This window comes from Arachidicoccus rhizosphaerae (assembly GCF_900107765.1).
GTDB classification, from domain to species: Bacteria; Bacteroidota; Bacteroidia; order Chitinophagales; family Chitinophagaceae; genus Arachidicoccus; species Arachidicoccus rhizosphaerae.
The window spans coordinates 77734-97628 of record NZ_FNQY01000007.1 but is presented as its reverse complement, the minus strand read 5'-3'; the positions used below and the strand labels follow the sequence as shown (position 1 = coordinate 97628).

Genomic DNA, 19895 nt, shown 5'->3' with positions numbered 1-19895 from the left:
CATTCATAGACCATATGTTCGCTAATCAGGTTTAATCCGGTTGAATCGTAAATCTCATTGTACTTATAATGCAGAAACTCTTCACCTGCAATCAGGACAGGTATTTTATTATTAATCCCTAATTTTACTGATTTTCAGTAGTCTGTTGATAGTTTTGAGCAATATGGCTGGCTGCTGCAAATCCGCTGGCCCAGGCATGCTGAAAGTTAAACCCTCCGGTAATACCATCTACATTCAGCACTTCTCCTGTAAAATATAATCCGGGGTGAACCCTGCTTTGCATATGCATCGGATCGACAGCTGCCAGATCTACCCCGCCGCAGGTTACAAATTCTTCTTTAAAGGTCGTTTTGCCATTAATGTTATAAACATCTGCCACCAGGGTCTGAATGAGTTTATTTTGAGGTCCGGCGGGCAATTTGGACCAATACAAGGACTCAATTATGCCTGCCGTCTTTAGAAGGTAAGACCAGAGTCTTTTAGGCAGACCAAATGGATTTTTATCCCCCATGGCATGGGCGGCGTTCTGATCCCTGATCTCTGCCCACTGTTCTCTTAATTTATTTTCGGGCCACTGCTCCCCTAACCAGTTAATCAGAATAGAAAACTGATACGTTTTTTCGGCCAGCCACTCAGCGCCCCATGCAGATAGTTTTAAGACAGCCGGGCCGCTAAATCCCCAATGCGTAATCAGTAAAGGGCCCGTTTGTTTTAATTTGGAGCCAACAATCCTAACAGCTGCGTTTTCAACGCTTACCCCCATCAGCCCCGTAATGGAATGTCTGCCCAGATTAAAAGTGAATAAGGAAGGCACAGGCGGCAATATTTCATGGCCCAGATTGGCAATAAACTGGTAGGCATCCCGCTTGATGAGTCCGCCCACGGCCACACAAATATAGTCTGCTTGTAAAGGATCTGATTGTCCCATCAACTGAATTTCCCATCTGCCTGGCTGCCCTGTGCCAGCCTGCGGGCTATTTTCGGGTGCCTTTAAAGCCATGACCGTCTGATGTAACTGAACATGTACGCCATATTTTCTGGCTTCCGCTTCTAAAGCATCGGTAATAGACTGAGAATTATTGCTGCAGGGAAAAACACGGCCATCTGCTTCTGTTTTAAGCTGAACGCCTCTGGATTCAAACCAATTCCAGGTGTCCGATGCCTGAAACTGATGCAAGGTTCTTTTTAATAACCTGGCGCCTCTGGGATAGTTACCGGTAAAAGCGGCAATAGGCAGCGCCCTGTGCGTCACATTACACCTGCCTCCTCCGCTTACTTTTACCTTGCTTAAGGTCTTGCCGGTCTTTTCAAGGATGGTCACGCTTAGTCCGGGACATAATCTGGCTGCATTTACGGCACAAAAATACCCAGAAGCGCCAGCTCCAATAACTACTAAATGTTGCGTAGATGAATCCTTAGTCAAGGGTTTAAAATTCTAAATATTGATTATCAATACGATATGCAAAAAGGATAAATTTTTTAATTTCAGAAGAATTGGTAACTTTGATATGCATGGTACAGCAATATTTAATTCCCTTTAAATTTTACAGTACCATTCTGGTGTCTGTTACAACCCAGTTTGCAGATTTCTTCTGAATTCTGTTTACACCTGTACCATGCATTTTATTTTAACTGCCGCTGCAGGTCAATAAAATGCTGATTTATTTATCCTCTGGTACATCATGATAGGAAGTATTCAGATTGCTGTTGGTACGTTCAGCAGCCTCAATAATAGAAAAATCAGATAAAATAAGCGCTTTGCCTTCTTTCACACACACATTGTGTTCAAAATGCACGGAGGGCATCCCGTCTTTTGTACGGATGGTCCAGCCGTCTTTTTCAGTATAAATATTACGTTTACCCAGATTAATCATAGGTTCAATGGCAATGGTCATATTGGTCTTCAGCTTTGCTCCGGTGCCTCTTTTACCATAATTAGGCACATTGGGCTCCTCATGCATGGTTTTACCCAGTCCATGCCCTACCAGTTCTCTTACGACTCCGTAACCGAATTTTCCTTCCGTATGGTTTTGAATGGCAAAAGCAATATCTCCGATCCGGTTGCCTGTCACAGCCTTTTCAATTCCTTTATACAGCGACTCTTTGGTAACGCGAACCAGTTGTAAATTTTCCGGTGTGCTTTCCCCCAGTACAAAACTGTATGCATGTTCTCCTACGTAGCCGTTTTTGGTTATACCCAGATCGAGTGAAACAATATCTCCGTCTTTCAGGGGTGCATTATTGGGAAACCCATGTACCACAACGTCATTGACTGATGTACACATATTATAGGGATAACCGTAATAATTATAAAATGTCGGAATACCACCCTCATCCAAAATCATATCCTTACACATTTTATCGATTTCTAATGTGGTCATACCTGGCTTTAATATTTTGGCCACTTCTGCTAAAATGCGGCTGATGGTGGTTGCATTTTCCTGCATGATTGCAACTTCCGCATTGGTCTTTGTCTGGATCATGGATTACACGTGTAATGGGTGATGTTTATGTACAGCCCTTCATTAGGAAGAACTGTTGTACAAGGCCTCTTTAATCAGCTAAATAGTTTACTATAAATCACTTAAAGATAGCTCAACATTTAAATATAGTGCAAAATTACTCAATAAAAGATAAAAATACGCACTTCGGATGGATACTATAACAATCTATAGGGATTTCAGGAGGCTTAAGCTCTTTAGAGCGGACTATACCTGCCATAACGCAAAACTGACCTGTCTGAAAAATAGACAGGTCAGTTTTATGAATGGTATTTGCTACCAATAATATTTAAATGCCACTACCTACATGACTACGGCCATGTACTCTGGCTCCGCCGCTCATCAGACCGTCATACTGACGCATGAGCAGGTGTGTTTCAATTTGTTGTAAAGTATCCAGAATTACTGCTACCATGATCAACAGAGAAGTTCCGCCAAAATAATAGCTGAAACTCTGTTGAACACCCAACATCTGGGCAAAACCTGGCAGGATACCAGCCACAGCCAGTGCAACGGCGCCCGGGAACGTGATACGGTCCATAATGGAACCTATATAATCTGCTGTAGGTTTACCTGGCTGAACACCCGGAATAAATCCATTGTTTCTTTTCAGGTCTTCACTCATTTCCTTAGGGTTAAAGATCAGCGCAGTATACAGGAAGGTAAAGGCAATGGTCATACCACCATAAATCAGCATATACCATACGTTTGTGTGGTCACCGAAGATTTTTACAATAGAACCACCTTTATCCAGATCTGTAAATGAAACCAAAGTAGGTAAGAACATAATTGCCTGGGCAAAGATAATCGGCATTACACCAGCAGCATTCACTTTCAAAGGCAAGAACTGACGGGCACCACCTACCTGTTTATTCCCCATTAACTGTTTTGCATAAATAACAGGTACTTTCCTAACACCTTCTACCAGTAAAACCAGTGCCATGTTAATACCAATATAGAATGCGATTTCAATTAAGAAAATCAACAGACCACCTCCGCCTTTTACTTGCTTAGACTGGAATTCCTGAATAACAGCCTGTGGCAGGCTGGACAGGATACCGATCATGATGATAATAGAGATACCGTTTCCAAGTCCCTTATCCTGAATCTTCTCACCCAGCCACATAACAAACAGAGAACCTGCCGTTAATACAAAAAGCGTAGATACGAAGAAATAAGGTTGATAAGAAGGAATCAAGGCCACTGCGTAAGTGGGGCTTTTAAGTAATGAAATATAAGCTACCGCCTGAAAAGCAGTCACAATTACAGTCAGATAACGTGTAATCTGATTGATTTTCTTCTGTCCGCTAGACCCTTCCTTCTGAATCTTCTGTAATTGAGGAACAAGGACGGTTGCGAGTTGCATAAAGATAGAAGCAGAGATATAAGGCATTACTCCTAAAGCCAGAATACCAGCCTGGGAAAACGCACCACCAGCAAAGGTGTCAAACATTCCTAATAAGCCATTATTTTGCGTCTGTGCGGCAGCAGCAGAGATCTTATTGGGATCAATTCCCGGGATCACCACATGCGCCCCAAACCTGAACACCAGAATGAGTAACAGGGTGAAGACAATCTTCTCCCGTAATTCATCAATGCTCCAAATATTTTTTAAGTTCTGGATTAACTTTTTCATTCCTTTTCGATAGTTAATTTTTAGTACGAGCTATTATTTATAACCAAGACTAAAAGAGTTGTGAGCGTCTAAAAGTTAGGACAACGCAATTTAAGACAAAAAGACGCATCACGAGGGATGCGTCCGGAATTTATTTTTAAATTAGTTTAAAACTTCAACCGTTCCGCCTGCAGCCTCAATCGCTGCTTTAGCTTTTGCACTCAGTGCGTGAACTTTGAAGGTCACTTTAGAGGCAATCTCACCGTTTCCAAGGATTTTAACTTTATCCGTTCTGGAAACTAGACCATTAACATACAGATTTTCTAAAGAGAATTCTTCTAATTTGTATTTTTCCACCAGTAATTCAACCTGAGCCAGGTTAAATACTTTATAAGTTACATGTCCTGGATTTTTAAAACCACGCTTTGGAACTCGGCGTTGAATCGGCATCTGACCACCTTCATGAGCGATTTTGCTCTTATAACCGGCACGGCTCTGACCTCCTTTGTTACCTTTTGTTGAAGTTCCACCTTTGCCGGAAGCTTCACCACGTCCTAAACGTTTTTCTTTGTGTACCGCACCTGCTGCGGGACGTAATTCATGTAATTTCATTATAATTGATTTTTATACTCAACGGGGAATCGCCCCTCGCTTTTTTATTAAAGTGCAGCAAAAATATACATTAATTTTAAACTGCAAAATCTTTTAATCCAATACCGATTAGAGCTTTTCAACTTTCACCAGGTGGCTAACAGTCTTAACCATTCCTTCGATCTGAGGAGTCGCTTCAACTTCACGAGAAGCGTTCAACTTTTTCAGACCTAAAGCCTTGAGCGTCAACTTTTGACGTTCCGGTCTGTCGATTGCACTCTTAATCTGTGTTATCTTTATCTTTGCCATCTTTTTGAGGTTAATGAAACGAACTTTCTAAAAGTAACGCCTCTTTCTTTAATAATATTCCTTGATTGGGAAACAGCTCCATCTATAAAAGCAGAGTCCCCATTCAAAACTTTGTTCCTATCCGTTGAACACTTTAGAAACCTTAACACCACGCTGACGAGCAACATCCAGTGGTTCACGCAGTAAAGTCAGTGCCTTTACAGTTGCTTTTACCACGTTCTGAGGGTTAGCGGAACCAAGATTCTTAGATAAAACGTCAGTCAGACCTGCACTTTCCAGAACGGCACGCATGCTACCTCCGGCGATTACACCGGTACCGGCTGCTGCTGGCTTAATCATAACTTTTGCAGCGCCAACTTTTGCATGTTGTTCGTGAGGAATAGTACCTTTATGGACAGGAACTTTTACCAGATTTTTCTTGGCATCTTCAATTCCTTTTACAATTGCTTCCTGAACTTCTTTTGCTTTACCTAAACCCTGTCCTACGATACCAGCACCGTTACCGACAACTACTAATGCGGAGAAACTGAAAGTACGTCCACCTTTAGTTGTTTTCACAACACGGTTAATAGTAACAACCTTTTCTTTTAAATCAGAATCAGTTGTAGGTTTTCCTCTTTGAATATTTGTATTAGACATTGAAATCTATTTACTGTAAACTAAATAATTAATTAAAATGTTAAGCCACCTTCTCTAGCACCTTCAGCTGCAGCTTTGACACGGCCATGGTAAAGATTACCACCACGATCAAATACAACTTCTTTAATACCGAGTTCCTGTGCTTTACGTGCAATAGCCTCTCCAGCTAATTTAGACTTTTCAGTCTTATTGCCGGACTGAGCAGCGATATCCTTATCTCTTGTTGAAGCTGCTGTAATGGTCACACCTTCATCGTCGTTGATTAACTGCAGATATAAAGAAGTATTGCTTCTGAATACAGACAGACGAGGTTTGCTGGCGGTGCCACTTACCTTCTTACGGATACGATAACGGATCTTTTGTTTTTTCTGTAATGTGTTGCTCATTTTTCTTATTTTATTATTCCCCGATACTGCCGGAGAACATACTATAATTATATGTAAAGTATGGGATAGTATAGCTATCCCATACAATTAAAATATTATTTACCTGCTGCTTTACCTGCCTTACGACGGATAACTTCACCAGCGTATTTAACACCCTTACCTTTGTACGGTTCTGGTTTACGCAGGCTGCGGATTTTAGCAGCTACCTGACCTAAAAGCTGTTTGTCATGGCTTTCCAGTTTAATGGTCGGGTTTTTACCTTTCAACATTTCTGTAGAAACTTTCAGTTCTTTAGGAACATCAAAAACGATGTTGTGAGAATAACCTAAAGAAAGATCCAGCAGATTACCCTGGTTAGTGGCTTTATAACCCACACCCACCAGTTCAAGATCTTTTACAAAGCCTTCGGATACACCTTTAACCAGGTTAGCCAGAATAGAACGATACAAGCCGTGTAACGCCTTGTGACGGATCTGATCTGTAGGACGAGCTACTTTAAGCTCAGTTCCTTCAACCTCAACAGTGATATCACGGTCGATGCTTTGTTTCAATTCACCTTTAGGTCCTTTAACTGTAACAATGTTTGCTTTGTCTACAGATACAGTTACGCCTGCAGGGATAACAATGGTTTTTTTACCAATACGAGACATACAATAAATTTTTAAGACGAATGACGGGCCCTGAACCGATCAGCTGTGTATGTCCAGCTTAATGTATTCAGGATCCAAAAATATTAATAAATGTGGCAAAGAACTTCACCACCTACATTCTCAGCTTTCGCTTGTTTGTCAGTCATAACACCTTTAGAAGTGCTGATGATTGCTACACCTAAACCATTGATAACTCTTTTGAAGTCAGCTGGTTTAGAATATTGACGCAGACCTGGACGGCTAACGCGTTCTAAAGCCTGGATAGCCGGACGCTTAGTTTCAGGATCATATTTCAGGGCGATTTTAATCACGCCTTGTTTATTATCATCCTCAAATTTGTACTTCAGGATATAACCTTGAGCGTACAGAATTTCTGTAATACGTTTTTTCAGGTTAGATGCAGGAATTTCTACAATTCTGTGACCTGCCATTTGAGCATTACGAATCCTTGTCAAGAAGTCTGCTATAGGATCTGTTACCATTTGTATCTAAATTAATACGATTGTAAAATTGATTAAAACTATGAAACGCTAATCGCGTCTCTTGATTACCAGCTGGCTTTTTTAACCCCTGGAATCTTGCCATCTAAAGCCATATCTCTGAAAATAACTCTGGATAGACCAAAGTAACGGATATAACCTCTTGGACGACCAGTCAGCTGACAACGGTTTTTAAGACGTACCGGAGAAGCATTTTTTGGAAGCTTGTCCAAAGCTGCATAATCACCAGCTTCTTTTAAAGCCGCGCGTTTAGCTGCATATTTAGCAACCAGTGCTTCGCGTTTTCTCTGTCTGGCTTTGATAGATTCTTTTGCCATAATACTTTTGATTTATTTATGAAACCGAGACTTGCGCCCCAGTTCCTAAATGGATTTAATTAATTGCTTTGCTCTTTTTTGATATTCTTGAAAGGAAGACCCAGTTCTTTCAGTAATTCGTAAGCTTCTTCATTGTTCTGAGCAGAAGTAACGAAAGTTATATCAAGACCAGTGATCTTATTTACTTTATCAATATCAATTTCTGGGAAAATGATTTGTTCAGTAACACCTAAAGTGTAGTTACCGCGACCATCAAATGCTTTATCGCTGATTCCTTTGAAGTCACGCACACGTGGCAGGGAAACAGAGATCAGACGATCCAAGAATTCATACATTTTCTCACCGCGAAGTGTTACTCTTGCTCCAATAGGCATTCCTTTTCTTAACTTGAAGTTGGAGATGTCTTTTTTGGAAAAAGTAGTCACAGCACGTTGACCGGAGATAAGCGTTAACTCATCCACAGCAACTTCAACTAATTTTTTATCAGCTACTGCTCCGTTTACACCGCGGTTTAAACAGATCTTTTCCAATTTAGGCGCCTGCATTACAGATTTGTAAGCAAACTTCTTAATCAGCGCGGGTACAACTTCTTTAGTGTACTTATCGGCCAATCTTGGTGTATATTTTTGTGTGCTCATTATTTAATTGCCTCCCCGGATTTTTTAGATATACGTACTAATTTACCATTGTCACGGGTGCGTTTGATTCTGGCAGGAGCGCCAGCTTTAGCATCCCACAACTGTACATTGCTGATGTGAATAGGTGCTTCAACTTTTACAATACCACCTTTGGTATTTGTAGCCGAAGGTTTGGTATGCTTGGAGACGATATTAACACCTTCTACCACAACACGACCTTTGTCGATAATTACTTGCAATACCGTGCGGGGTTTTTTAAGGTCTTTATCATCGCCAGCAATGACGACTACTTTGTCCCCTTTTTTGATATTGTATTTAGGTTTAAATCTATTGCTCATATTTGTATGCTTAGTGCTTCAAGCGAATCCGCTAAAAGCTAAACTAAAAAATTTTGTCATTATGTACCGGTAATTAATAGTCCGGTATGGGAGCCGAATTTGCTTAGAGAACTTCTGGTGCCAGGGAGATAATTTTCATATATCCTTTATCACGCAGTTCACGGGCAACTGGCCCAAAGATACGTGTACCACGAGGTTCGTCAGAGTTGTTTAATAAAACAACTGCATTGTCATCAAAACGGATATAAGAACCATCTTTACGACGTAATTTATTTTTGGTTCTTACGATAACGGCTTTAGAAACGGTACCTTTCTTAACACCACCTGCAGGAATCGCATCCTTTACAGTGATGACAATCTTGTCACCGATCTTTGCATAATCCTGACCAGAGTTACCCAGAACACGGATGCAAAGTACTTCTTTAGCTCCACTGTTATCAGCTACACGTAGCCTACTTTCTTGCTGAATCATTTTATTTAGCTTTTAGCTGAGATTAATAGTCAATTAATCACAATCAATTTTATTATTCAAAAGGAAACCTATAGATCCCAAAAGCTTATTTAGCTTTCTCAACGATCTCAACCAGTCTCCAACGTTTTGTTTTGCTCAGGGGACGAGTTTCCATGATCTTAACAACGTCACCGATCTGGGCTTCGTTCTTTTCATCATGTGCATGAAACTTGGTCGTCTTCTTTACAAATTTACCGTACATAGGGTGCTTAACCTTTCTTTCAACCGCAACCGTAATGGTCTTGGTCATCTTGTTGCTGCTAACCACACCTACTCTAGATTTACGCAAATTTCTTTCGGTCATTTTACTTAATTTTTTATTGTCCTGAGACAATATATTATTTTACGCTAAGTTCTCTTTTTCTCAATTCGGTTTTAATCCGAGCGATGTCTCTTCTGAATAGACGGATGCTCATTGGATTTTCTATCGGAGAAATAGCATGAGCGAATTCCATTTTTTTCAAACGAAGTTCATCTTCCTGAATGCGAGCCTTCAGATCTTCTACAGACATACTCTGAAGGTTTTTGTTAAATTCTACTGCTTTATTAGGCATTAGTGATGAATTTTATTTTTTGATAAATACTATCGGCTTGTAAAGCGGGGTTTCAATACCTTCCCTTAACTACCGACCGGACCTTTATGATTATAAATCTCTGCGCGATACAAACTTAGTTGCAATGGGCAGTTTGGCAGCAGCCAGCTTCATAGCGTGCTGTGCGATCTCCTGTGAAACACCGTCACATTCGAAAATAATACGTCCCGGTTCAACAACTGCAGCCCAATATTCAGGGTTACCTTTACCTTTACCCATACGTACCTCAGCAGGCTTCTTAGTGATGGGTTTATCAGGGAATATTCTGATCCAAACATTACCTTCACGTTTCATAGCACGTGTCATTGCCTGACGCGCTGCTTCTATCTGACGGTTGTTCAACCAAATAGGTTCAACCGCTTTAAGAGCGTAAGATCCGAAAGAGATGGTTGTCCCTCTTTTTGCAACATTTCTAATGCGCCCTTTCTGTGCTTTCCTGTGTTTTGCTCTTTTTGGCTGTAACATCTTATGTAATTTGATCTTTTATAATGTGCTAATAAGCTAATGGTTCATTTTGCTGTACTAGCACATTAGCTAAATAGCCTTATTAGCTAAATAATTAATTTCTTCTATCTCTTCTATCGCCACCGTGAGGTCTTCTGTCTCTTCTGTCACCTCTGTCGCCTCTTTCACCACCATGGCTTCTTCTGTCTTTAGAATCACCACCGGCTACGACGTTAGGATTAAGATCTCTCTTACCTAAAACTTCACCTTTACAAACCCATACTTTCAAACCGATCTTACCATATACAGTCTGTGCAAAAACACTTGCATAATCGATATCCATACGGAAGGTATGCAAAGGAACGCGACCCTGTTTGAATTCTTCAGAACGGGCGATTTCAGCGCCGCCTAAACGTCCGCTAGCTTTAACTTTGATACCTTCAGCACCCATACGTAATGCAGAAGCCACCGCCATTTTGATAGCGCGTTTGAAGTTGATACGGTTTTCAATCTGACGGGCGATAGTATCACCGATGATTGCTGCATCAATTTCAGGGCGACGGATTTCCAGAATATTAATCTGAACGTCCTCTTTATTTGTCAGTTTTTTCAATTCTTCCTTGATACGATCAACTTCACCGCCACCTTTACCGATGATGATACCTGGCTTAGAAGTATGGATAGTAACAATCAATTTACCTAAAGTGCGTTCGATTACGATTTTGGCTACACCGCCTTTATTAATACGTGCATTCAGATAGGTACGGATTTTATTATCTTCAATCAGACGATTTGCATAGTCTTTCTTGTTGCCATACCAGTTGCTGTCCCATCCACGGATGATTCCTAATCTGTTACCAATAGGATTTGCTTTTTGACCCATATTGTTGATTTGAAAATTCGAAAGTTTGATGCTGTCGCACTTTCAATGTTTATTTGTTTAATACGTAAGAACAGCGTTCTTACTAATTTCCTTTAATTATGCTTTAGTATCCACTACAATGGTTACATGATTGCTGCGTTTGCGGATCTTATGACCACGTCCCTGCGGTGCAGGACGCATTCTTTTGATCGAGCGGCCACCATCAACATAAATAGTTTTAACCACCAGGTTTGCATCAGCTGCGCTTTGACCATCATTTTTCTGTTCCCAGTTAGAGATGGCACTTTTCAGCAATTTAGCCAGTGGCTTTGCATTGTGCTGTGGATGAAATTCCAGGATAGAAAGTGATTTCTCTACTTCCATACCACGAATAACATCTGCTAACAAACGCATTTTACGCGGCCCTGTAGGATAATTTTTTAATTTAGCTACTGCTTCCATTTTCTTATATTTTTGTGTCAGCATCAAACTGACTCAATTTTTTATAATTATTTTTTGCTACCTGCGTGACCTCTGAAGTTTCTGGTTGGGGCAAACTCACCGAGTTTGTGTCCTACCATGAATTCTGTTACATAAACGGGAATGAATTTATTACCGTTATGAACTGCAAAAGTCTGTCCCACGAAATCAGGGATAATAGTGGAGCGACGGCTCCAGGTTTTGATTACAGACTTCTTTGCTTTGCCATCAATGATCGCCTGAACTTTCTGTTCCAGGTTAGCATCTACGTATGGGCCTTTTTTAATTGAACGAGCCATAATTTATAATTGTTTGTTTATTTGTCCCTGGTGTTACCCAGGGACCATTTTAACAGATTGAACTATTTGTTAGATAATTTTTTACCGTTGCTTCTCTGAATAATCAGTTTATCAGAACCTTTCTTCTTACGAGTAATTTCACCTTTAGCGTATTTACCGGTACGAGAACGTGGGTGTCCACCAGAAGCGCGACCTTCACCACCACCCATTGGGTGATCTACTGGGTTCATCGCAACACCTCTAACGCGAGGACGGATACCTTTCCAACGGTTAGCACCCGCTTTACCAGCACTCTGCAGGCTGTGGTCGCTGTTAGAAACAACACCTACAGTTGCATAACCATCAATCAATACTTTTCTTAATTCACCAGAAGGCATTTTAAGAACAGCGTATTTTTCTTCCTTATTGCTCAGCTGAGCAGAGGTACCGGCACTTCTTGCCAATTTAGCACCCTGACCAGGCTGTAATTCAATGTTGTGGATCGTAGTACCTAAAGGCATGTTTCTCAGTTTCAGCGCATTACCCAGTTCAGGGGCAACACTGTCACCAGAGATTACGCTAGCACCAACCTGCAGTCCATTAGGAGCAATGATATAGCGTTTTTCACCATCAGTATATTGTAACAGCGCGATAAAAGCAGTACGGTTTGGATCGTATTCGATAGATACTACTTTTGCTTCGATGTTAGCTTTATCACGTTTGAAATCAATGATACGGTAGTGTTTTTTATGTCCACCACCTCTGTAACGCATTACACGACGACCTTGAGAGTTACGACCAGCTTTCTGGTGTTTTTTGTCAAGTAAGCTCTTTTCAGGCTCATTTGTGGTAATTTCTGCGTAAGCATTTCCAATCTTCCAACGGGTACCCGCGGTCATTGGTTTAAACTTTTTTAATGCCATTTTTATCTACTTTTATGCGAAATTTTCAGCTTCGCTTACTATAATTGTGAATGTCTAAATTTTAAACTGTACCGTACAGATCAATTGTATCGCCTTCAGCTACGGTTACATAAGCTTTTTTGTAAGCAGGTTTTCTACCTTCTACATATCCGGCTTTAGTAAAACGTGTTTTGTTTTTAGCTGGGACAACGATTGTGTGAACTTCTTTTACAGTTACACCGTAGAAAGATTCAATCGCATCTTTGATCTCCAGTTTGTTAGCCCTACGATTTACACGGAACGCAAATTTGTTCAGCTTTTCGCTTTGTGCATTTGCCTTTTCGGTAAGGATGGGTTTTATTAAAACTTCTGTAAGTTTCATCTGTTTAATTTTTTATATCTGTCTGACAGACTTAATGCCCTTGGGCATATATGATTCAAATTCTATTAGATCCTTGTCTTAAGCTGCTGCTTCTTCTTTATCAGATAAAAGCTTTGCTGCATCTTCAGTAAATACGACAACATCAGCATTTACAACATCGTAAGTATTGATGTCAGCCAGTAAAGTACTTCCAACTCTTGGCAGGTTTCTCAGGCTCAGGTACACATTATCATTGTATTCTGGTAATACAAATAATACTTTTTTACCTGCAACGCTTAAATCAGCTAATAACTGAGCGAATTGTTTGGTTTTAGGAGCTTCGTACTGAAGGTCTTCTAAAACGACGATTGCATTATCTTTTGCTTTGTGAGAAAGCGCACTAACCTTAGCCAGGTCTTTTACTTTTCTGTTCAGCTTAAAAGTGTAAGCGTGAGGTTTAGGTCCGAAGATAGTACCACCACCCTTATATAATGGGTTACGGATATTACCTTTACGAGAACCACCGGTACCTTTTTGCTTATGTAATTTGCGGCTGGCACCTTGAACTTCTGCACGGGTTTTCACTTTGTGTGTTCCCTGACGTCTTGCAGCTAAGTACTGTTTAACAGCCAGATAAATCACGTGATTGTTCGGTTCAGCACCAAATATTTCATCAGGCAACTCAACGGATCTGCCTGTAGATTTTCCTGTTGTATTTAAAACTTCTAATTGCATTTTTAATCAATTTGGGTAAAGAATAGGTTTTTTCTGAATTCTTTACTTTTATTTTTGGATGAAAACTGTTGAGCCGATATGACCTGGAACAGAGCCGCTAATTAAGATATAGTTCTTGTCAGCGAAGATTTTAACGACTTTAAGGCCTTTCATTTTAACACGGTCATTACCCATGCGACCAGCCATTCTCATTCCTTTAAATACTCTGGAAGGATAAGAGGAACCACCTACAGATCCCGGTGCACGGGAACGGTCATGCTGACCATGGGATGCTTCACCCACACCGGCAAATCCATGACGTTTTACAACACCCTGGAAACCTTTACCTTTGGTAGTGCCGACAACGTCAACAGATTCACCTTCAGCGAAGATGTCAACTGTGACGGTATCACCTAAATTCTTTTCGATGGAGTAATCGCGAAACTCTTTAACGATTTTCTTAGCAGAAGTGCTTGCTTTCGCGAAGTGGTTAATGGCAGCTTTGGTTGAGTTCTTTTCTTTTTTGTCACCTACAGCTAACTGTAGTGCACTGTAACCATCAGTTTCCTGATTTTTGATTTGGGTTACAACATTGGGCTCTGCTTCAATGATAGTTACAGCGATCTGCTTGCCCTCTGGGCCGTAGACGCTGGTCATACCAATTTTCTTTCCAATAATTCCTTTCATTTTTGCGGTTTTTTGCCCCGCGTAGGTTTTGGAGACAATACTGAATGAAGCAGTATTTCAATCTCTGTCATCATCGACCTTTTCTGTTGCCGTTTAACTATTAAACTTGAGAAGTACCGATGACAAACAAACCTCGAAGGGCCTGTTTTATATTTTACAGTTCAAACAATTGTAGTTTGAATATCTTTCTATCAGAGCTCTTTTCTTACCAGGGGCAATTGAGAGATGACTAATTATTTATATAAGAACTAAACCATTACCCTATATTTATAGCAATAATGGTTAAATACGTAATCTTACGCTTTGATTTCAACCTCTACACCAGAGGGAAGATCCAATTTGCTGAGTGCGTCTACAGTTCTGGAAGAAGAAGTGTAGATATCCAGCAGACGTTTGTGCGTAGCTAACTGGAACTGTTCACGACTCTTCTTATTCACGTGCGGTGAACGCAGCACAGTGAAAATTCTCTTGTGCGTAGGCAAAGGAATAGGACCTGTAACAACAGCGCCTGTTCCACGTACGGTTTTAACTATCTTCTCAGCAGACTTGTCTACTAAGTTGTGATCGTAGGATTGTAATTTTATTCTGATGCGTTGAGACATAATATAACACCCAATTTTTTATTGGGATTGCAAAGGTATGTTTAGTTTTTGAATAGACAAACTTTTTTTTTGAAATTCTTGTCTGAAGGCGCAAAAATAGGCCATTTTAGGAGAAAAAGCCTTAAAAGTCACCCAAATACGGGCAGGAAATTCTTGGTTTCAGCATAGCAACCAGATACCGGTCAATTTAAATCTTTATACTTCCCTTCATCGGATAATTAAGATAACCATTTAATATTCAATTTCTTAATCAAGATTACGCCCTCTCCTCAATAGAGAACGGCTAAAATTTGACTTTTGCACCCATTTGTTCTGGCTAAGGCCATCTTTAAATAATTAGATTTTGCCAAACAGGTCTTGTAGTGGATTGTCCCATTGACATAGCTATAAATACGCTCAAAATCCTCGCTCCTTGTATCTTAATAACAGGCTTTAGATGAAGACCACTTTTATATCTTCCTTAAACTCAACCTAATGCGCCCTTGCATTACTCACTCTCCGCAACAATATTGAAAAGCGTTTCTTGCTTTTGCCCAAATATTTCGGAAGTATACCCAGCCTGATTAAACCCTTCTAATTCAAGTATCTAATGTTAATTATATAAGCAATGTTGTACTGCTGAATATTTTTATCCGCTGTTATTTTTCGGCTTTAGCCTGCTCCCTATACTTAGCCGGAGTCTGCCCGTAATACTTTTTAAAGACCCGGCTAAAGTAATTGGGGTCATTATATCCGCAGGCATAGGCCGCTTCATTAATGGGCATATCATTTTCCAGCATTACTGCGGCTCTTTTGAGCCGGTACTCATTTAAAAGTTCTGAGGCGCTTTTACCCATACTTTTCTTTAGGTGTAGATGCAAAGAAGTTCGGCTCATATTTAAGTCCCTGGCCATATTTTCAATGGTAAAATCGCTGTCCTGGAACCGCTTTTCCAGAAGATTACTCAAATTGGTCAAGAATTCCTGATTTTTATTATTCGTCGGAAGATGATCGATCGCTAGTTCACTGATACTGATGACATGTTCCCTTAATTTTACCCTCGATTTTATCATATTAGAGACTAGCAACTCTAACTCCTTCAAATTAAAAGGCTTACCCAAATAAGCGTCCGCACCTGTGTTTAATCCAGTCACTCTTTTCTCGTCTGACTCCCACTCAGAGAGCAAAATGACGGGCAGGTAACTCAATTTAGGGTTGTTTTTGATGTGCCGGCATAATTCTATGCCATCCATTTTAGGCATTTTCACATCACTGATAATAATATCCGGGGGTAATTTGGCAATCTTTCTTAAGGCTGACTGACCGTTTAAAGCACTGATTACATGGTAAAAATTGGCAAAATGATTAGACAAAAACACCATCAGCTCCTTATTGTCTTCCACAATAAGCAAGGTGTACCTTTTGGCCTCCGTGATAATAGCAGCAGGATTTTCGGGCGTTAATCGTTTTTCTGGTAAGGAAAGCTTATTGTTATCTGCTCTACTTGGGCCTTCTTTATGCGGTGCCATGTCCTTTTTGGGCTGCTTCTCCTCCAATTTCAATACCACCGGCAATTTAATAGAAATGGTCGTGCCTTTCTGGACCTCGCTTTCAATGGCTATCACTCCATTCAGGTATTGCACCAGGCTATGGACCAGAGAAAGGCCTATGCCACTCCCTAGCTCACTATCTGGTGCTTTATAAAAGGGATTGAATATATTTTTTAACTCCGAACGGGTCATTCCCTGCCCTGTATCTATTACACTGATCGCAATGGCAGCATCTCTCTTTGTTGTTATCTGGGTACTTGCCGGCTCTAAATCTTCTGTTTCTGTGCGGCCACTTAGGCAATCCACTCTGAGTGTTATTTTGCCCTTTTGCGTGTTTTTTATAGCATTGGACAGGATATTGAACAGGATTTTTTCGAGTTTATCCTTATCGAAATAGGCGAACAGCTCCGGGCAGGATGCACTAAACTGTAAATCAATACCTTTACTGATGGCCATGGTATCAAAATAAGCAGTGGCCTCTCTTAGAAAACCTACAATATCTGCCCGGCTCAGCTGTACACTGTTATGACCGGTTTCAACCTTTCGGAACTCCATGAGTTGCTGAATGAGCTTAAAGAGCACGGAAGCGCTATTTTTAATGCCGGCGAGTTCCTTATTATTTTTCAAGGCATCCCCTTTTTCGGAGATCAGCTTTTCAATGGAGGCCAGTATCAGGGTTAGAGGTGTCTTGAATTCATGAGAAATAAAGGTGAAAAAGTTTAATCTGTTCTGGGTTAATTCTTTCGTTTTTTCCTTTTCGATCCGCTCAATCAGCACTTCCATCTTTTTCTGATGCAAAAACCGGATAAAACGGGTATAGAGCCAAATAAGCAGTAACAGGAGTAAAAAATAGCCCAGATAGGCCAGCTTGGTTCTGTAAAAAGGAGGTCTTACAATAATATCAATGGACCTTTGTACACTTTGCAATGCTCCGTCCGCGCTGAGCGCCACCACGTAAAATGTATAGGATCCAGGCGATAGATTTGTGTAGGTGACGCTGTTTTTACCATCTACATAGTTCCATTTATCCTCAAATCCTTTTAAATAATAGGCGTAATGGGTGCTGCCCGGGTTCGCATAATCAATGGCCGCATAATTAATCGTAAAGACATTTTGATTATAGTTCAGATAGATATTGCGGGTATAATCAATCTGCCGGTGCAGCACGGCTCCTTCTGCAGGGACAACCGTCTTATTAAAAAGCTGAAAATCAGTAAAAATTAAAGGAACCAGGGGATGTCTGGCAGCTATTTTTTCAGGATGAAAAAATAGCAACCCATTAATACTGCCAAAATAAAGGGTTCCATCTTTGGTTTTCAGGTAGGATTTAAAATTAAACTGGTTGGAGGGTAGTCCGTATTTATTATTATAGTTGATAAACCGGTCTGTCTCAGGGCTGTATTTGGAAAGCCCTCTGTTGGTGGTCAGCCAGACGTACCCTGCGCCATCCTCCAAAATACCATATACGTTATTATTGGGTAATCCTTCGGCAGTCGTATAGCTTTTAAATGTATCCTTTTGAAAATCAAAACGCAGGATTCCGCCCCCCAGCGTGCCAAACCATAAATTGGATTTGCTGTCTTTATAAAAACTGATAATCTGATTACTGGTTAAAACCGGGTGTGGCCCTGTGGCCCCATAATGGTTCAGAGTGCCGCCCATTGGGTTATACCGGTAAATCCCATCAAAGCGGGTACAAAACCATATATCTCCATTTTGATCTTCCCCTATATCATAAATAAACTTATAACTAAAGACATCACTGCGAAAATGTTTAAACCTACCTTTTGGGTAATCAAATATATTAACCCCGTTTTGGGTACCAATCCAAAGCGTTCCGCGGCTATCCCTATACACTGCATAAACATTATCACTGGATAAGGAGGTGGAATCCCCCGGTTTATTCGTGTAAATAGTCGTGGTCTTGTTTTTCAAATCAAATCTGTGCAGCCCGCCTAAAAAGGTGCCCACCCAGATATCGCCCATGCCATCGCTATGAATGGCATGGACATTATTAATGCCCAGATAGAAAGGACGGGAGGTTTTATTAATATAGCTGTACTGATCTTTGAGGGGGTCATAAATCGTAATGCCGCCATCTTCTGTACCAATCCAGATTTGATGGCTACTATCTTCCATCATCTGACTGACGGCTTTACCAGATACTCCCCCGCCATTATCCTGGGGCATAATCCGCTCAAAGGCATAGGTATTGGAGGGGATATAATTAATTCCACCAAAATAGGTGCCCAACCATACAGAGCCATCCCGGGCAATAAAAGCGGAGTAAATGGCTTTATCATTGAGCTTTTTGGCATTATTATCGAAAGACTGGCCGTAATTTTCTGCCTGCCCGGTACTTCTGTGGTAAATATATAAGCCGTTTTCGGTACCAATATACAGTAAATCTTTACCGTCACTGGCAATCGCTCTTACGGTACTGATCTCCCGGGTATCCCTGGCCGAAAAATGCAGCCGGATAAAGGATTGTTGGTTTATATCATAATAATACAACCCATAATTAGTGCATAACCAAACGAACCCCGCCTGGTCTTTATACATATTATAAACATCAAAATTAGGGATGGACAGGGGGGTAAATGACTGGCCATCAAACATTTTAATGGTTTTACCTTGACCATCAATCACTCTGATCTGGTTACCTATGGAAATTAAAAAACGATCGGGGCCAAGTTGCTCCATGGCCCGGACAGTTAGATTGGGCTGCGTAATGGCTTCGCTTTTGCCTGCTTCCAGCTTAAATAAACCCGTTGTGCCTCCAACAAATAAAACCTTACCTGCCTTCAACAGGCAGAGTACCGACAATTTTTGCTTTAATGCCCGGCTTCTGGAAATCTGGTCGGATTGCTGGTTATAAATGTATAATCCGTCTTCGGTAGCAATATAAATGCTGTCATGATCACATAATAAGGCGCCAATTTTATCGGGAGAGATGCCTGGCAGGCTATCTTTTATATAATAGTTCTTGATCTGATAGCTGTCATAACGGTCCAGGCCCTCTCTGGTCGCAAACCACATCTGCCCCTTATCATCCTGACAGATTCCATACACCGTATTATGGGACAGCCCCTGGTTAGAGGTCAGCTTTCTAAATTGAATATCCTGGGCCCTGGCTACGGCTATCAGTCCAAACAATATCCACAAATAAAATAAGGATTTCATCTAAGGCGTGGTTTATCTATTTGTTGAATGCTAATTTCTGCATTATTGTCAAATGTGAAAGTAAATAGATAAATATAACTTCATTTATAAACAAAATTGCGGCTTATTTAAACATTTGTCCTGCTTTGGAAGGAATAATTACACCAAAACAGGTAAAAATACAGCTAAACATATTTGCTAAAGACAGCATAGTTAGGCTTTTATATCCCCGTTAAGCCCCAAAATCACCTTTTAGTTGTAGGACAGCCCGCCCGCACATATGTTG

General features: G+C 40.6%; 25 protein-coding genes. All 25 read right to left on the bottom strand.

Going from position 1 to position 19895, the window contains the following annotated elements; all coding sequences use genetic code 11:
* Positions 1-124 precede the first annotated feature (124 nt).
* The 25 genes from BLU80_RS07725 to BLU80_RS07605 all read right to left on the bottom strand — a co-directional run bounded on the left by BLU80_RS07725 (position 125) and on the right by BLU80_RS07605 (position 19630).
* Positions 125-1423 (bottom strand): BaiN/RdsA family NAD(P)/FAD-dependent oxidoreductase, encoded by a 1299-nt coding sequence (locus tag BLU80_RS07725; protein WP_091396116.1) that lies wholly within the window; start codon positions 1421-1423, stop codon positions 125-127.
* A 238-nt stretch (positions 1424-1661) separates the two neighbouring features.
* Positions 1662-2483 (bottom strand): type I methionyl aminopeptidase, encoded by an 822-nt coding sequence (map, locus tag BLU80_RS07720; RefSeq protein WP_091396113.1) that lies wholly within the window; start codon positions 2481-2483, stop codon positions 1662-1664.
* A gap of 307 nt (positions 2484-2790) precedes the next feature.
* Positions 2791-4137: a preprotein translocase subunit SecY gene (secY, locus tag BLU80_RS07715; protein WP_091396108.1), complete on the bottom strand. Its 1347-nt coding sequence runs from the start codon at positions 4135-4137 to the stop codon at positions 2791-2793.
* 141 nt (positions 4138-4278) lie between these two features.
* The gene (rplO, locus tag BLU80_RS07710) at positions 4279-4728 is read right to left on the bottom strand and encodes a 50S ribosomal protein L15 (protein WP_091396103.1); all 450 of its coding nucleotides are present in this window, start codon (positions 4726-4728) and stop codon (positions 4279-4281) included.
* A 108-nt stretch (positions 4729-4836) separates the two neighbouring features.
* A complete protein-coding gene (rpmD, locus tag BLU80_RS07705) occupies positions 4837-5016 on the bottom strand; it encodes a 50S ribosomal protein L30 (protein WP_091396099.1) in 180 nt (59 codons plus the stop codon).
* A 117-nt stretch (positions 5017-5133) separates the two neighbouring features.
* The gene (rpsE, locus tag BLU80_RS07700; protein ID WP_091396095.1) at positions 5134-5655 is read right to left on the bottom strand and encodes a 30S ribosomal protein S5; all 522 of its coding nucleotides are present in this window, start codon (positions 5653-5655) and stop codon (positions 5134-5136) included.
* Between the two features lie 32 nt (positions 5656-5687).
* Positions 5688-6041, bottom strand: a complete 354-nt coding sequence (gene rplR / locus BLU80_RS07695) for a 50S ribosomal protein L18 (RefSeq protein ID WP_091396092.1) — start codon at positions 6039-6041, stop codon at positions 5688-5690.
* A 95-nt stretch (positions 6042-6136) separates the two neighbouring features.
* A complete protein-coding gene (gene rplF / locus BLU80_RS07690; protein ID WP_091396089.1) occupies positions 6137-6691 on the bottom strand; it encodes a 50S ribosomal protein L6 in 555 nt (184 codons plus the stop codon).
* 83 nt (positions 6692-6774) lie between these two features.
* Positions 6775-7173, bottom strand: coding sequence for a 30S ribosomal protein S8 (gene rpsH / locus BLU80_RS07685; RefSeq protein ID WP_091396086.1), 399 nt, complete (start codon positions 7171-7173; stop codon positions 6775-6777).
* 65 nt (positions 7174-7238) lie between these two features.
* Entirely contained in the window at positions 7239-7508 is a 270-nt protein-coding gene (gene rpsN, locus BLU80_RS07680) for a 30S ribosomal protein S14 (RefSeq protein ID WP_091396083.1), read from the bottom strand.
* Between the two features lie 59 nt (positions 7509-7567).
* Positions 7568-8146, bottom strand: coding sequence for a 50S ribosomal protein L5 (gene rplE / locus BLU80_RS07675; RefSeq protein ID WP_091396080.1), 579 nt, complete (start codon positions 8144-8146; stop codon positions 7568-7570).
* Positions 8146-8484 carry a 50S ribosomal protein L24 gene (gene rplX, locus BLU80_RS07670; protein ID WP_091396078.1) on the bottom strand — a complete coding sequence of 113 codons (339 nt, stop codon included), beginning with the start codon at positions 8482-8484 and terminating at the stop codon, positions 8146-8148. The genes rplE and rplX overlap by 1 nt, the downstream gene beginning before the upstream one ends.
* A gap of 103 nt (positions 8485-8587) precedes the next feature.
* A complete protein-coding gene (gene rplN / locus BLU80_RS07665; protein ID WP_091396075.1) occupies positions 8588-8956 on the bottom strand; it encodes a 50S ribosomal protein L14 in 369 nt (122 codons plus the stop codon).
* Between the two features lie 85 nt (positions 8957-9041).
* Positions 9042-9299 (bottom strand): 30S ribosomal protein S17, encoded by a 258-nt coding sequence (gene rpsQ / locus BLU80_RS07660; RefSeq protein WP_091396072.1) that lies wholly within the window; start codon positions 9297-9299, stop codon positions 9042-9044.
* A gap of 34 nt (positions 9300-9333) precedes the next feature.
* On the bottom strand, positions 9334-9549 hold the full coding sequence (rpmC, locus tag BLU80_RS07655; protein ID WP_091396069.1) for a 50S ribosomal protein L29: 216 nt from the start codon (positions 9547-9549) through the stop codon (positions 9334-9336).
* 90 nt (positions 9550-9639) lie between these two features.
* The gene (gene rplP / locus BLU80_RS07650) at positions 9640-10053 is read right to left on the bottom strand and encodes a 50S ribosomal protein L16 (RefSeq protein ID WP_091396066.1); all 414 of its coding nucleotides are present in this window, start codon (positions 10051-10053) and stop codon (positions 9640-9642) included.
* A gap of 94 nt (positions 10054-10147) precedes the next feature.
* Entirely contained in the window at positions 10148-10915 is a 768-nt protein-coding gene (gene rpsC, locus BLU80_RS07645; protein ID WP_091396062.1) for a 30S ribosomal protein S3, read from the bottom strand.
* 96 nt (positions 10916-11011) lie between these two features.
* Entirely contained in the window at positions 11012-11356 is a 345-nt protein-coding gene (rplV, locus tag BLU80_RS07640) for a 50S ribosomal protein L22 (protein ID WP_091396386.1), read from the bottom strand.
* Positions 11357-11403: 47 nt separating this feature from the next.
* Positions 11404-11673: a 30S ribosomal protein S19 gene (gene rpsS, locus BLU80_RS07635; RefSeq protein WP_091396059.1), complete on the bottom strand. Its 270-nt coding sequence runs from the start codon at positions 11671-11673 to the stop codon at positions 11404-11406.
* A 62-nt stretch (positions 11674-11735) separates the two neighbouring features.
* Positions 11736-12575 carry a 50S ribosomal protein L2 gene (gene rplB / locus BLU80_RS07630; protein ID WP_091396056.1) on the bottom strand — a complete coding sequence of 280 codons (840 nt, stop codon included), beginning with the start codon at positions 12573-12575 and terminating at the stop codon, positions 11736-11738.
* 61 nt (positions 12576-12636) lie between these two features.
* Positions 12637-12936: a 50S ribosomal protein L23 gene (gene rplW / locus BLU80_RS07625; RefSeq protein WP_091396054.1), complete on the bottom strand. Its 300-nt coding sequence runs from the start codon at positions 12934-12936 to the stop codon at positions 12637-12639.
* A gap of 78 nt (positions 12937-13014) precedes the next feature.
* Positions 13015-13650: a 50S ribosomal protein L4 gene (gene rplD / locus BLU80_RS07620; RefSeq protein WP_091396051.1), complete on the bottom strand. Its 636-nt coding sequence runs from the start codon at positions 13648-13650 to the stop codon at positions 13015-13017.
* 48 nt (positions 13651-13698) lie between these two features.
* Complete coding sequence (gene rplC, locus BLU80_RS07615; protein WP_091396048.1) at positions 13699-14316, bottom strand: 50S ribosomal protein L3; 618 nt, start codon at positions 14314-14316, stop codon at positions 13699-13701.
* Between the two features lie 296 nt (positions 14317-14612).
* On the bottom strand, positions 14613-14918 hold the full coding sequence (gene rpsJ / locus BLU80_RS07610; protein WP_066209982.1) for a 30S ribosomal protein S10: 306 nt from the start codon (positions 14916-14918) through the stop codon (positions 14613-14615).
* 638 nt (positions 14919-15556) lie between these two features.
* Complete coding sequence (locus BLU80_RS07605; protein ID WP_091396046.1) at positions 15557-19630, bottom strand: hybrid sensor histidine kinase/response regulator transcription factor; 4074 nt, start codon at positions 19628-19630, stop codon at positions 15557-15559.
* Positions 19631-19895: the final 265 nt, after the last annotated feature.

Bases quoted from the DNA above. Each gene is read 5' to 3' on its own strand.
- rpsE (WP_091396095.1), bottom strand. From the start codon at position 5,655: ATGTCTAATACAAATATTCAAAGAGGAAAACCTACAACTGATTCTGAT.
- rplC (WP_091396048.1), bottom strand. From the start codon at position 14,316: ATGAAAGGAATTATTGGAAAGAAAATTGGTATGACCAGCGTCTACGGC.
- rplN (WP_091396075.1), bottom strand. From the start codon at position 8,956: ATGATTCAGCAAGAAAGTAGGCTACGTGTAGCTGATAACAGTGGAGCT.
- rpsS (WP_091396059.1), bottom strand. From the start codon at position 11,673: ATGGCTCGTTCAATTAAAAAAGGCCCATACGTAGATGCTAACCTGGAA.
- rplV (WP_091396386.1), bottom strand. From the start codon at position 11,356: ATGGAAGCAGTAGCTAAATTAAAAAATTATCCTACAGGGCCGCGTAAA.
- rplB (WP_091396056.1), bottom strand. From the start codon at position 12,575: ATGGCATTAAAAAAGTTTAAACCAATGACCGCGGGTACCCGTTGGAAG.
- rpmC (WP_091396069.1), bottom strand. From the start codon at position 9,549: ATGCCTAATAAAGCAGTAGAATTTAACAAAAACCTTCAGAGTATGTCT.
- BLU80_RS07605 (WP_091396046.1), bottom strand. From the start codon at position 19,630: ATGAAATCCTTATTTTATTTGTGGATATTGTTTGGACTGATAGCCGTA.
- rplW (WP_091396054.1), bottom strand. From the start codon at position 12,936: ATGAAACTTACAGAAGTTTTAATAAAACCCATCCTTACCGAAAAGGCA.
- rpsN (WP_091396083.1), bottom strand. From the start codon at position 7,508: ATGGCAAAAGAATCTATCAAAGCCAGACAGAGAAAACGCGAAGCACTG.
- secY (WP_091396108.1), bottom strand. From the start codon at position 4,137: ATGAAAAAGTTAATCCAGAACTTAAAAAATATTTGGAGCATTGATGAA.
- rpsH (WP_091396086.1), bottom strand. From the start codon at position 7,173: ATGGTAACAGATCCTATAGCAGACTTCTTGACAAGGATTCGTAATGCT.
- rpsC (WP_091396062.1), bottom strand. From the start codon at position 10,915: ATGGGTCAAAAAGCAAATCCTATTGGTAACAGATTAGGAATCATCCGT.
- rpsQ (WP_091396072.1), bottom strand. From the start codon at position 9,299: ATGACCGAAAGAAATTTGCGTAAATCTAGAGTAGGTGTGGTTAGCAGC.
- rplD (WP_091396051.1), bottom strand. From the start codon at position 13,650: ATGCAATTAGAAGTTTTAAATACAACAGGAAAATCTACAGGCAGATCC.
- rplX (WP_091396078.1), bottom strand. From the start codon at position 8,484: ATGAGCAATAGATTTAAACCTAAATACAATATCAAAAAAGGGGACAAA.
- rplR (WP_091396092.1), bottom strand. From the start codon at position 6,041: ATGAGCAACACATTACAGAAAAAACAAAAGATCCGTTATCGTATCCGT.
- rplF (WP_091396089.1), bottom strand. From the start codon at position 6,691: ATGTCTCGTATTGGTAAAAAAACCATTGTTATCCCTGCAGGCGTAACT.
- rplO (WP_091396103.1), bottom strand. From the start codon at position 4,728: ATGAAATTACATGAATTACGTCCCGCAGCAGGTGCGGTACACAAAGAA.
- rplE (WP_091396080.1), bottom strand. From the start codon at position 8,146: ATGAGCACACAAAAATATACACCAAGATTGGCCGATAAGTACACTAAA.
- rpsJ (WP_066209982.1), bottom strand. From the start codon at position 14,918: ATGTCTCAACGCATCAGAATAAAATTACAATCCTACGATCACAACTTA.
- rplP (WP_091396066.1), bottom strand. From the start codon at position 10,053: ATGTTACAGCCAAAAAGAGCAAAACACAGGAAAGCACAGAAAGGGCGC.
- rpmD (WP_091396099.1), bottom strand. From the start codon at position 5,016: ATGGCAAAGATAAAGATAACACAGATTAAGAGTGCAATCGACAGACCG.
- map (WP_091396113.1), bottom strand. From the start codon at position 2,483: ATGATCCAGACAAAGACCAATGCGGAAGTTGCAATCATGCAGGAAAAT.